Source organism: Koromonas soli, assembly GCF_059726265.1.
The window spans coordinates 2,979,301-2,992,719 of sequence record NZ_AP040872.1 but is presented as its reverse complement, the minus strand read 5'-3'; the positions used below and the strand labels follow the sequence as shown (position 1 = coordinate 2,992,719).

7 protein-coding genes are annotated in these 13,419 nt (G+C 54.6%); 3 read left to right on the top strand and 4 right to left on the bottom strand.

The features are described from left to right. Positions 1 to 5: 5 nt before the first annotated feature. From AC6IY8_RS13045 to AC6IY8_RS13030, 4 genes are all read right to left on the bottom strand, one after another. Positions 6 to 713 carry a dihydrofolate reductase family protein gene (locus tag AC6IY8_RS13045; RefSeq protein WP_497774959.1) on the bottom strand — a complete coding sequence of 236 codons (708 nt, stop codon included), beginning with the start codon at positions 711 to 713 and terminating at the stop codon, positions 6 to 8. Further along, positions 713 to 1,717, bottom strand: a complete 1,005-nt coding sequence (locus AC6IY8_RS13040; protein ID WP_497774958.1) for an AraC family transcriptional regulator — start codon at positions 1,715 to 1,717, stop codon at positions 713 to 715. Before AC6IY8_RS13040 ends, AC6IY8_RS13045 begins: the two co-directional genes overlap by 1 nt. A gap of 4 nt (positions 1,718 to 1,721) precedes the next feature. Beyond that, positions 1,722 to 2,780: an NAD(P)-dependent alcohol dehydrogenase gene (locus tag AC6IY8_RS13035; protein WP_497774957.1), complete on the bottom strand. Its 1,059-nt coding sequence runs from the start codon at positions 2,778 to 2,780 to the stop codon at positions 1,722 to 1,724. Positions 2,781 to 3,085: 305 nt separating this feature from the next. Next, positions 3,086 to 4,321, bottom strand: coding sequence for a hypothetical protein (locus AC6IY8_RS13030; protein WP_497774956.1), 1,236 nt, complete (start codon positions 4,319 to 4,321; stop codon positions 3,086 to 3,088). Between the two features lie 342 nt (positions 4,322 to 4,663). On the opposite strand from AC6IY8_RS13030, the gene AC6IY8_RS13025 reads away from it, so the two are divergent. From AC6IY8_RS13025 to AC6IY8_RS13015, 3 genes are all read left to right on the top strand, one after another. Then, positions 4,664 to 5,605 (top strand): alpha/beta hydrolase fold domain-containing protein, encoded by a 942-nt coding sequence (locus AC6IY8_RS13025; RefSeq protein WP_497774955.1) that lies wholly within the window; start codon positions 4,664 to 4,666, stop codon positions 5,603 to 5,605. 553 nt (positions 5,606 to 6,158) lie between these two features. Then, on the top strand, positions 6,159 to 9,629 hold the full coding sequence (locus tag AC6IY8_RS13020; RefSeq protein WP_497774954.1) for an Ig-like domain repeat protein: 3,471 nt from the start codon (positions 6,159 to 6,161) through the stop codon (positions 9,627 to 9,629). Next, positions 9,629 to 13,375 (top strand): TonB-dependent receptor, encoded by a 3,747-nt coding sequence (locus AC6IY8_RS13015; protein ID WP_497774952.1) that lies wholly within the window; start codon positions 9,629 to 9,631, stop codon positions 13,373 to 13,375. The genes AC6IY8_RS13020 and AC6IY8_RS13015 overlap by 1 nt, the downstream gene beginning before the upstream one ends. The last annotated feature ends 44 nt before the right edge of the window (positions 13,376 to 13,419 follow it).

Here is a 13,419-nt window from a genome sequence, read left to right as displayed (position 1 = left end):
CCTTTTCAGCGGTAGAGACCTTCCGGTCTAACCACTTCGTAACGAATCCAGAGGGCATCGCCTTCGCGACGTTCAACGGATTTAAGTTTGAGCGGAATGGCATTCTTCATGCTGGCGTTCACGCCATCGAATACTGCAGGAATTTCATGTCGGCCATCGATGCCTGGGAGCAGCAACAGGCTCACTTCATCAATAAGCCCAGCCTGCAGAAAGCCGCCATTGATGTGACCTCCGCCTTCCAGAAGCAATGTGCTTATGCCGAAGTGTTCAGCCAGCAGAAGCACCGCCGTGGCAAGATCGACAGTTTCTGCGCCCGAGACAATGTAGGAGATGTTCTTCTCGCGAAGCATGGCCAGATAGTCGCTCGGTGCACGCTCGCTAACGATGCAGATGAGGTGGTCGCCATCGACGTTATCGCTTGACCAGCGAAGTTTGCCGATAGTATCCACCGCGATCGCATATGAGTTCGTACGCTGAGCGATATGGATCGACTGCTTCCCCGCAGGCGGTTTGGTTTCCGACACAAATGGTTCGTCTTCTGCAAAGTGCTGCTGCATCGTTGTGCGTCCGCAAATCCAGGCATTGCCACCGAGCTTCGAATGCAGTTGCTCGTATTCGCCAGGACGCATAATTTCTTTCAGCGCAGAGCCGTCGATCTTGCCGTCTATTGATGCAGCCATGTGGCAAATGATGTAGGGTCGCTTTGTTCTCATTACACTGCCCTCGCGCGCTGCTGTTCCCGCCACCGCGCAGGAGGAACACCCTCCCAACTCCGAAAAGCGCGGACAAATGAATTGGCGTCGTTGTACCCAAGCAGGTACGCTGCCTCGTTTAATTCAAGAACCGAGTTGTTGAGGTAGTGCCGTGCAAGCTGGTGCCGAGCTTCCTCCAGCACTTTCTGGAAGCTGCAACCTTCATCCTGTAAACGCCGCTGCACGGTACGGGAGCTCATGTGCAACGCGTCTGCAATGTCATCAATCGTTGGCCGACGACCGGTGAGTTTTTCCTGTATGGCAAGACGGACTTGCTCTGTGAAGTTTTCCTCTCCGCCTTCCTGTTTCAACTCTTCCTCAAACTGCGGTGCCAGCAATCCGAGCAACTCGGCGTTGCGAGTGACAAATGGTCGCTCTGCATCCGCTACGCGAAAGATGATTGCATTGCGTGGAGCCCCGCAAACAACCGGACAGCCGAAGTAGCGTTCAAGCGTCTTCACATGTCTGCGCACCTGCATGAACTCCACGCGCACTGGTGACAAGCGCACTCCCGTACCGACGCGAGCTGTTGATAACACCCACGCAAAGCAACACTCGTCCAGCACCGGAGGCTCCATTTCGTCGGCGAGTAACCAGCGGAACTGAATACACCACTCACCGTTGTCTTTCGACTGTACGATTTCTTCGGGACAGGTGAGCTGCTTGTACTGAGCCATTTGGCTGATTGCCGCACCGAAGTTCTCCGATGACAGTGCGGCAATACCAATCGGATGAAACCGCTCCGCCTTCGTTTCCATGCCGAGTCGGACTCCGATTGCCGGATCGCTAGACACTTCGCCTATGGCTTGCCACAAAGCGAATAGTTCTTCCGTGGTCAGGAGGACGCGCGACTCCTTGAGGTGACTCTGCGGCAGTCCTGCCCGCCGGAGAACAGCAGTCGCGCTCACTCCCACTTCTTCCAGTTTCTGAAACGTGCTGCCAGATACGCGGAAACGTTTGTTCATCGCATTACTCAGTTTTCAGAGATGCCATGTCGATCGAGAAGCGATATTTCACGTCCGACTTCAGCAATCTCTCGTAGGCTTCGTTCACCTTCTGAATCGGAATAACTTCAACGTCTGCGGTTATGTTGTGCTGTCCGCAAAAGTCCAGCATCTCTTGCGTCTCGGCAATTCCGCCAATCGGCGAACCAGAAAGGCTACGGCGGCCCATGATCAACCCGAATGCTGGTATGGGCAGCGGCTTCTCCGGCGCACCCACGAGCGTGATGTTGCCATCTCGCGCGAGCAGATTTATGTATGCGCCGATGTCGTGGTTTGCCGCAACAGCGTCGAGAATGAAGTCGAAGCTTCCCGTGTGCTTCTTCATCTCGTCTTCATTGCGCGAGACTACAACCTCGTCGGCTCCCAGACGCAGCGCATCTTCCTTCTTGCTCGGAGACGTTGTGAAGGCAACCACGTGAGCACCGAGCGCGTGAGCAAACTTCACTCCCATATGACCCAGTCCGCCGAGTCCAACGACACCGACTTTCTTGCCCTTGGTTACTCCCCAGTGGCGCATTGGCGAGTACGTGGTTATTCCTGCGCACAGCAGCGGAGCAACCCCGGAAAGGTTCAAATTGGAAGGAGCACGCAACACGAAATGCTGATCCACCACAATAGTCTCGGAATAACCTCCGTAAGTCACACCTCCAAGGTGCTTGTCAGGGGAGTTGTAGGTCAGAGTCGCGTTCGGGCAGAATTGCTCGAGGTCTGCCTTGCATTGCGGACAAGTACCGTCCGAATCGACCAGACAGCCGACGCCGACAAGGTCGCCAGTCTTGAACTTCGAAACCGCCGAACCGACTTTCGCGACACGCCCAACAATCTCATGTCCGGGCACGCACGGATACACCGTCGGCATGAATTCCTTCCATTCATTTCGTACCGTATGCAGATCGGAGTGACAGATTCCGCAGAACAGAACCTCGATCTGGACGTCGTTGGCAGTGGGATCGCGCCGGACAATACTCGTGGAATTGAGAGGCGAGGTGGCAGAGGCAGCGGAGTAAGCTTTCGCGTTGAACATGATCCTACTTTAGATGTTTGCCCGCTCTTGCAATATGCAAAGCACGCCATAGTATATGCAAATGACGTCAAGCATCCGGGCACTCTGCCCAGCATGTTCTTGCGGATTCTCCTGACATCTTCCTTGTCCCGCCCGAGAAGTGTCTGCCTGCCGCACGATCAGGACGGCATGGGTGGTTCGAGCGAGTGGAACTCACGGCGGGGAGGCTTGGAGAATATGAGTACGGAATCTCGGCCTAGGGAGAGAGTTTCAGGATTGAGGACTTCACTCGCAGGTCTTAGAGGTGTTCGCCTTGCGAAGTACAGTTACCAGACCTTACTTGTGACGATCTGGGGTCTTCCGGCATGGCCATCGATCGCTTCGGTGTCGATGATGACTTCGAAGTTGCGGCCACTGGCAGCGATGTCGCGAATCGAATCGAACTCTCGCGAAGTGATTAGCTCGCCTGCTGCTTGCGTTCCTTGAGAGCAGATGCCAGCTACAAGTACGATCGGTTGGCCAGTAAGGTGATTTGTATAGCGAGCTACCACTCCGTAATCATGAGAAATTCGAGAGTGGGGTCGGTTTATATCCACCGTCCAGCTTCTTGTTCCCCCCGAACTGACGTCAACAATTCGTCCCGTGTGATGGTCGGGGGCCTCCTCGAAGATAAAAGGAAGCTTCTGTGATAGTCGTGCGGTCCAAACGTTATCTAGAGCTCCAATGAGAATGGCAGGCCCAGAGCGCAATTGATCAACGGATACGTCTGTCGATGACACTAGACGGTAGTTCGCATTACGCCGTTCCAACTGGCCCACAATGCGAACTGCAATTTCCGTGTCCTCAAGGGACAGCGTGGGCTTCGTTGACATGCTTCGAAGCTGTGCGTCCATCGACTGTGCGGTGTCGCTTCCGATCACCGGCATCACGATCAGTACGGTGTTGGAATTCCCCACGAGCTGTTTCCAGAAATTGTCGAGCGGTGATTGCGGATGGCGCCAGCCAAGTCGGCTGAAACCCACGAGAGCCAATAAGGCAAGTGCGCAGGCCAACCCTGTTCCCAGAAACCAAGTTCTTCTGGAATTTCCACTGGCGACCGAATTGCCGTCGCCTTCCAACACAGGAGTAGCCGATTCCTCGCTCGTTGTGGAAGTGGGCGTGTCAGCGTGTGTCACAACAGCTTCAGCTACGGCAGTATTCTCTTCCTGCAGTTTGCGGAACCGTGGGATGTAGGTTCCAGGAGGAAGCTCAATCCGAATCTCGTCGGTGTGACCGTCTTCGTAATAGTACTGAGCCAGTTTCTTGCGCAGTTCGGTTGCGGTCACGCGTACAACAGGGTCCGAGTTGTTGTCGTAGTCAGGCTTGCGACCGAAGATCTCGATTCCCAAGGTCCGTTCCTTGAACGGACCTCCCTCCTTGCGAGTGAGCGATTGGTCAACGATATAACGCAAGAACGCAGGCATGCGCCTGCTCTGGTGAAAGAGCGGGTGTTGCAGGATTCTCTCCACCTGCACATTAATCTCGGCGCGGTCCTTTTCGTTATGTGTCTCGAGGTAACTCATTTAGGACCTTTTATGCGCTGCAAGTCGCGTCAGTCGGCATGCTCAGATCCGCCTTTTCACACGTAACCGGGTGCGACACGAAGGACCAAACGCTTCGATCCGTCCAGTCGCGGCACAGCTCGGTTCTGGCGCAGCGGCCAAAATTGAGTATGAAATGGTGAATCCAGCCCCGTATTATACAGCAGTTCAGGTTGCTAGCAGCGCATAACAGTTCTAGTCGTGTCAACAACTTCGGAGAAAATTGCGGGCGATTGCTCGTTACATACGGTTGGAACGCTACTCAACCTGATTTCGAACAGCTACCATGATCCAATTGTCAGTTCCTGATGATGTGGAGTAGCAATGGCGAGAGTGCTTTGTGTTTTGTTCCTGGCAGTTTTCATCATGAATGGTATTGCGCAGCAGCAGCCGTCTCCGAGCTCAACGGCCATTCGACAGCCGATGCCGCACACCCCGAAAGCTGAAGTACCGAATCCTGATCAACGGGAGCTTCGGTTCAGCAGATCCGAAGATTTCGAGCTGATCACCGACCTTACCTATGCTTCACCCGATGGAATCGAGCTGAAATCCGATCTATACCTGCCCAAAGGGGAGGGGCCATTCGCTGGCGCCGTATTCATCCATGGCGGTGGCTGGATCAACGGCGATCGGAAGCAACTTCAGAAACAGGCCGCATTTTTAGCTACTTATGGTGTGGTGGGAATGGCCATCGAGTATCGGTTGTCACCCCGGGCAAGATATCCGGCGGCGCTTGAGGACTCGCGAGAGGCAGTTCGCTGGCTTCGCAGGAACGCCGCGAAGTACCATGTTTACCCGAATAGAATCTTTGCCGTGGGTAGTTCCGCTGGCGGGTACCTCGCGGCAATGCTTGGAACTCTTCCCAGCGACCCCGAATCGAGAATCGCGGATGTAATCGCTTTCAATCCGGTCCTGGACCTCACCCACATGCAACACGAGGCCAGGATGGTCACAGGATTCCTAGGGAAGTCCTGCAAGGAGGCCCCAGAACTGTGCGGACAAGCCTCGCCCGTTTCTCACGTTTCCTCGACCTCCGTTCCTTTCCTGATTCTTCACGGCACAGCAGACCAAACCGTCCCCTACCAACATGCAATACAAATGGTGGCGGCATTGAAAGAGGCAGGCGTTCAGGCCGATCTCTTCACGGCTGAAGGTGGACCACATGCGTTTTGGGCAAACGAACTCTGGCGCCAAGCGACAAACGACGCAATGATCCGGTTCTTGCGTCAGCAGGGTTTGGCAAGTTCCGCCGAATTCCCGAGATGATGCAGGTCGAGTTAACCACCTTACCTGCATTCATCAACTGGTCGTTCCGAAAACAAGTCGAACCCGCGCGACGTCGCCCATCTATCTCCGGCGGGAATCCCAACCTTGTACATAGGTTTCTCAGCGAACCTTGCCGATTTTCGACAATAGACGAGCGCACTCCCCTTCGATTTTGGCGACACGTGAGCGGAAAAATTGATTTTAGCCTGTATCATACAGGCGCTCACTTCCTTGTACGTCACTGATTCAAAGACACTTCTAACAAATCTCCAAAACGATTCATGTTTATACGGTTAAACACGTTTCGTGACTCTCTCCACGGCGCTAGCGTTATCAGCGTTTGTTATTTAAGCCATAAGCGGATTCTTGAAAGTCAGTGCTTCGGGGTGCAGATCGGGTTACGATCTACTCACCCCGACAACTGTTCGCTTGCTTGGAGAACCAGATCATGTCTCGTGTCCGCAGTGCGTCTATGACCACCCATGTGGTCTTGCTCATCTTGTTTCTGCTTCTAAGCTGCTGGGTCACGTCAGCCCAAACTCCCCCCTTAGTAATGAGTCTTCATAAGACTGTTTACAGCAATTTGACCAAGGGCGTATCGCGCGTAGCAGCTAACGCACGAGGAGATGTCTTCTTCGAAGATCCGGCGAATGCGCAGATTGTTGAGATTCCTGCGGGAACCGCTACGCCCGTCCCCTTGCTGGTCCAGATCACTGCCGGATCATCCAGTACCCCTGATGGAGTCACGGTCGATAGCGCGGGGAACGTTTACGTTGCCGCCGCTTACGACGGAAGAGTGGTGCGGATTCCGTTCGTGAACGGGACGTATGCGACCAACGTCAGCATGAAAGACCTGAAAACGGCAAACACCTTGTGTACGACAGGGTTACAGGTGCCCTGTGTATTTCCGACGTCGAGCTGGGTAGCAGTCGGCTACTACATGCAGACAGGCGATGTCGCGATCGATGCCGCTGGCGATCTTTTCTTCGTGGACATCAGCGACAGCGCGTCGGGTGGCGGCACTGTCAATCGCATCGTCGAGCTGTCGGCAAACGGGACCGTAAGTATTGTTGCCAACAATCTGCCGCATGTGACTTCGGCTCAAATTGCGAGCGACAAAGCTGGCAATCTCTACTATGCACAGGGGCAGGCTTCATCTAGTGCTTCACTGTCTCCGACCAACCTTTATTACATACCAGCAGGCTCGGTGGGCGTAACTCCGACCCCGATTACCTCCTCTCTGAAGAGTCCGACAGGCGTAACCGTCGATCAAGCGGGCAATCTGATTGTTACCGACACCGGCAATTCCCGCATTGTTGTCGTGCCCCTGGAGAATGGGGCTCTTAATTTCGCGGATCTCTATGTATTTACTCCGCAGTACTCGCAGAACAGCGTAGGCGTTGACTCGTTCGGTACGGTTTACTATACCGGTGCGGCTAGCGGAACGACCTCCATCAACGCATCACATACGCAGACATTCTCTGCCGGAATACTTCCTCTTCTTAATAACAGTACGCAATACACGATTCAGGCCTCTTTCAACACAACTGCCACTTTCTCTGGGATCTACACGCAGGCCAATGGAGCGAAAGTAACCGCGACTCTCGGCACCTGCGTCGCGGGCACAACCTATAAGCCGACTCAGTCCTGTTCATTGAACATGACCATCTCGCCGACGAAAGTCGGGCAAGTTTCCGGCATCATGGGGGTTCAGACATCGGCGGGAACTGTCTTAGGACAGTTTGCGTATTCCGCAATTGGTCAGGGCTCGCAAATCACAATTGATCCTGGCACCTCTTCTGTAGTCGGATCTGGCTACCAGAATCCGGCAGGTGTCGCAGTTGACGGCGCTGGAAATGTGTTTGTGGCCGACACTGCGGCCAACACTGTGTACGAACTTGTTGGTGGAACCGGCACTCCGATATCGCTTGGAACAGGGTTGAACGCCCCGACGGCTGTTGCCGTCAACTACGCCGGCGATCTGTTCATTGCAGATACTGGTAACTCTCGCGTTGTCAGAATTCAGAACCTTTCCGGCACGCTGTCGAACAGTTCGCAGACTACCGTCGCCAGTGGGTTGACTGCTCCTATTGCGATTGCTTGCGGCTCGCTGAACACGCTTTACATTGCTCAGCCGGGACAACTGGCGAGATACGATTTCCGCGGCTCTCCCACCGCGCTGACGGCCATTCTTTCCACCGCAATCGGAACCCCGGTATCGCTCGCCGTGGACGCTTCGGAAAATGTCTATGTCGGAGATTCCTCTGCAGGTACGGTAACCGAATTTACGCAGGGCTCGAACGCTGCGAAAAGCATCGCAGCCGGTCTGTCCAATCCCACAGGGCTCGCCCTTGATCCAGCCGGAGATCTTTTCCTGGTGGATAGTGGCACAGCGCAAGTCGTGCGCATTCCGGTCGTCAACGGAAGCCTTAATCGCTCGGCCGCCGTCTCAGCCGGTAGCTTCACTTCACCTTGGGCGGTGGCCATTGACCAGGCGGGAAACCTGCTTGTATCCGATTCCAGTACGCAGAGCCTGTACCAGGTGAGCCGTACATCCGCTCTGCTGAACTTCGGAAACGTTAACGTTGGAGATAGCAGCTCCGTACAAACTGCCACACTAGTCTCCAGCGGCAATCTCACGTCGGCCAGCAATCCGCTGACCTTGGGGACTCCGCTTTATAGTGCCACCGGAAACGCGACTGACTTCTCGGTGAATTCCTCGGGAACCTGCATTGCAGGTCTGTCGATGGCTCCGGCCGCAAGCTGCACCATCGACTCCACCTTCACTCCCACTGCGAACCGCGCGGCCAGTGAAGCACTCACCATCAACGTCACCAACATGTCGCCTCTGCGCCTGACCTTGTCGGGCCGTGGGAGCTTCCTCGCGACAACTTCGCTTGCGGTATCCCTGACGTCACCCACGGGTACGCTTACCTACGGTCAGACAGCGACTTTTAGCGCCAAACTTACGCCGAGCACCTTCAACATCGCCGATCCGACCGGGACGATCACCTTCGTAATCAATGGCGTCGCGCAAAAGCCGACGTCACTTCAGGACGACGGCACGGCGAGCATTCAGACCACGGCTCTCTCCGGTGGTTCCAACACGGTTTACGCGACTTATTCGGGCGATGAGAACTATCAGCCGACCACGTCGCCGGAAATCACCTCCACCGTCGCGCCGGCCGCGACCACTATCGTGCTGAATCTGACCACAACATACGTAAATCCGGTCAGTCAGGAAGTTGGTACGCCGTTGACCTTGACGGCGCAAGTAACTCCCAGCGTCAAGGGATTGCTGTCCGGCACAGTGAACTTCATATCTGGCTCAACCACCCTTGGATCGGCAACACTCGATGCAAGTTCCAACGCCGTGTTGACCACCAGTTCTGTTCCCGCGGGGAATTATCAGGTCGTAGCCGTGTACCAGGGCAGCGCGAACTACAGTCCGTCCACCTCCGCCGCCGCTCAGTTAATCGTTTCAGCTCCCGCGATTCAAATGACCTCGAGCAATTCTTCGCTGACCACTTCGGCCGTTCTTTCTGGAAGCGTGACTCTTTCAGTCGCATCCGTTGCTGGGCTTGACAGCGCTCCTGTCACCTTCTCCTGCAGTGGTTTGCCAAGTTATGCGGCGTGTATTTTCTCACCGCAGTACCTCACGTTGATGAAATCGCCAACGACTAAGCCGATTGCGCCGACAACCGTAACCATGTCCGTTCAGGTGAACGTGGACCCCGGGACTGAGAAGCTTTCGGCAAATTCCAGGCGCTCTCGTCCTAATCGAAGCACGCCATTCCTTTGCAGCATTTTGTTTGGTCTTCCTCTGCTAACGCTGGTTCGGCGCAAGCGCCTCGGAATTCTCGTCACAGGATGTCTCCTAATGCTGGCGTTGTGTTTGGGATTCACCAGTTGCAGCACCCCACATACGCTTGTCACCCCCACTGGCACCATGCCTGTGAAGGTAACTGCGACAAGTAGTAAGGCAACGACGAGTTTGACGATCAATCTTACGGTGACCCAGTGATGAACAAAGATCTTCATTTCGCTCTAGTTCGGTTTGGCAAGGTATTGCAGATCATGGCAGCGATTCTGCTGCTCTGCTGCACGGTGACGGTTAGCCGCCTGCACGCGCAAACGGCGATGGCAACACTTTCGGGTAACATCGTGGATCCAGATGGTGCGCGCATTCCCGGTGCCGATCTCATTCTTAGCAGCACCACGACGAAGGATACGCGTACGACGGTCAGCAGCGGCGAAGGCGTTTTCCACTTCGCCGCGTTGCCTCCCGGAAGTTACACCCTCGTCGTGAAGCGTGATGGCTTCACCACAACAGAAGTAAAAGAGATCGTCCTTCATCCAACGGATACGCAGAGTCTCAATGTAACCCTGCGTGTAGGTGCCGTTACGACTACGGTGCAAGTGAAGGCCGAAGATGAGGTGCCAAACACCGGCGAGAAATCGCAGTTGATCTCGGCAGCCGACATCGAGCAGTTGTCCGTTCAGGGCCGCGACGTCTCGGAACTAGTCAGCATGCTGCCCGGCTTCGCTATTGTTCCTCCTCTTGGTCTTACAAACGGAACGTATGATCCGGGACAGGTTACCGTTGGTGGAGGTTTGGGCAACTTTGTAGCCAATGGCTCTCCTACCGGTGGCGTCAGTGTTTCCGCCAACGGAGTTGACGTTACAGATCCAACCGCTGGAAGTGGTACGACTCAGAACATCAACCAGGAAATGGTGCAGGAGGTTAAGGTCCAAACTTCCGCCTTCAGTGCCGACCAGGCAAAGGGACCAATCGTACTGAGTGCGATCACAAAGTCTGGTGGAACCGAATACCACGGATCTCTCTACGGCTACGCAAGAAGCCATTTGATGAACACCCAGAATTGGTTCAGCAAGAATCAAGGCTTGCCTGACGCTCAGGACAGGTATCTGTACCCTGGCGTGAATTTCGGTGGCCCTGTAAAGCTTCCTTTTAGCGACTTCAACCGTTCCAAGCGCCTTACCTTCTTCGTGGGTGCTGAAGATTATGTGCAGAGAAACGTCTATTCCTATGGATCTGCTCTGCAATCTTCCATCCTTGCTCTAGTTCCAACGGCCGACATGCGCGCGGGAGATTTTTCGCAAGCATCACTCGCGAAGTATCTGGGTGTAGACGCCCCTACGTTGAAGGCTAATTGCACCACGGGCACTCCAGCGTCCGCGCGATATGCATGGCTGGCATCATTTGTACACGTGTGCGGCACGCCTACCGGGGTGACGAACACTGGGATGACAGTCCTCAATGGCAATCTCGCCGGCGGCATGGATCCTGGTGCTCGTGCCCTGATCAATACGTTGCCTCTGCCGAACCGTCCGTCCGTGAACGGCTTCAATTACGCGACCACGAACTTCGAAAACAACGACCTCTGGCAGATGGATTCGAAGATCGACGATGCCGCAACCGACAATCTGAAACTGACGTTGAGCTACAGCATCGAGGGCGGTCGCATCACCGGAATTCCGGAAACGCAGTACTACTCACCTGCAAACGGTGGTCCGGCTATGGGTGGCGTGAATACTCCGGGAAAGTCGTTCTCGCGAATTCTTACTCAGTCGCTCAGCCTCAACACGACCTATATTTTCGGTCCCACCATGACGAACGAAGCTTTTGCTTCGGCGAATTACAATAAGAACGACTTCAATCTGCAGAATCCGAGCCTGCTGCAAGCCTCAAGCCTAGGCTACAACTACAGCGGCATATATCCGAGCGCCACAACACAGATACCGCAATTCGGTGATTACAGTTACGACGGGCTTCCCATTGCGCTCTATCCCGACTTGTCGAATGGGCCTTTCTTCCAGCACTCGTTTACTCCGTCGTTCGGAGACAATCTTACGAAGATCGTTGGCGCGCACACACTGAAAGTCGGTGCGTTCGTGCAACGAACCACCTCGAATGTCACACTCCAGACGCCACAAACAAATGGCCTGATTACTCAGTATTACTTGCCCAATGGCGGTCAGATTCAGAATCCCGATGGAACCTATAGCAAGACGCTGCAAGCGGACCCCGCTGCAAACTATCTTGCGGACTTTCTCATCGGCGACGTTACCCAGTTCTATCAGCAGAATCTTCAGACCAATCTCAACCTCTACTACTGGACTGTTGATTTCTTCGGCATGGACACCTGGAAGGTCTCGCGCCGTCTGACCTTCACACTTGGCATGCGATTCGACCACCTTGGTGCCTGGCAGGACAGCCATAACAACGGAATCGCGATTTTTAGTCCTAAGATCTACGAGCACCCGGTAAGCCAAACGCTCCCGGGTCTGGATTGGCACGGAATCGATCCTTCAGTGCCGAACTCAGGCACGCAGGGCAGGCTGTTCTTCTACTCGCCGCGCTTCGGCGTCGCTTATGACCTCTCTGGTAACGGTAGTTCGGTCATTCGCGGAGGCATCGGTGCGTATCGCTCGCATGATTCCGGAAACTCTTATGCACAGGCTGCAGCAACTGCTCAGGGAGTGTTTATATCAACGGTCGGCGGTTCTGGAATCAACCTGAGTAAATTAGCCAAAGGCGTTACTTCGGTTGCGGACTGCACAAATCACACGCTGGCCAATCAAACATCGAAATGTGGATCGCTCAACGCAACCGTCTATGGACTCGATCCGACCGATAACCAGCAGCCGCTGACATACACCTACAATCTGACGTTCACGCAAAGACTGCCCAAAAAGACCACTTATCAGATCGGATATGTCGGATCTCAGAGCCATCATCTTCTGCTTGAGGGAAACCTGCAGAACGTGAACGCTTTGCCGATCGGCGCGCTGTTTGCTCCAGATCCCATTACGGGCACATTCGTTTATCCGGCGTCGCTCTCAATCGCGCAGCAAGGCGACTACCGGAAATATAAGCCGTACCAGGCGGTTGAGGTACCCCGCCATCTTTCGTACAGCTACTACAACGCGATCCAGACCGCGTTGACCCGCACCTCTGGCGCGGTGACTTACGGCGTCAATTACACATGGTCGAAGAACCTCGGAATCCGAAACGTATCCGGCCAGCCTGGTGATCCGATCTATCTTCGCAACAACTACGGCCCACTCAATTCGGACAGGTCTCACGTGGTGAACGTAACGTACTCGCTCAACTTCGGGACGCATCACTTCGCGCACCAAAAGGTTCTGCGGATTCTCGCAAACGGTTGGGGAGCCTCTGGCATTACCTCCTTCCAGTCCGGGCCCAATTTGCAATCTGTTTACGCTCTGAACTTCAAGATGAAGGGAAATGTCTCTCTCGCCGCTAATCCGAGTACGACCTACTCGGTGAATAACACGACGTACCTTGGAACTCCCGACGTGAGCTTGCAGCCCATCGTTACCTGCGATCCGACCGATGGATTGCGGAAGTATCAGTACGTGAAAGGGAATTGCTTTGCATTGCCGCAGATGGGCACTGTAAATGGAAACTTCAATTTCCCCTACATTCATGGTCCCGCATACTTCAACTCAGATATCACGTTATTCAAGAACTTCCTGTTGATGGATGGACGTAGCCTCCAGCTTCGTTTCGCAGGCTTCAATTTCCTGAACCATCCGATCACCAGCTTCTCTGGACGATTCCCAGCCGAGGCAAACCTCAACTGGACCGGTACTACTGCTGCTCCCAAGCTGGCGGCGGCGCCCACAGAGGGCTGCTCAGTCATCGGGTCTCCGTGCTTTGGCTTTGCAGGCTATAAGCAGGGACGTCGCGTGATCGAACTCGCCGCGAAGTTCAGCTTCTAGGAAATGGGGACACACGATTGTCGTGTGTCCCACACCTTTCTCCT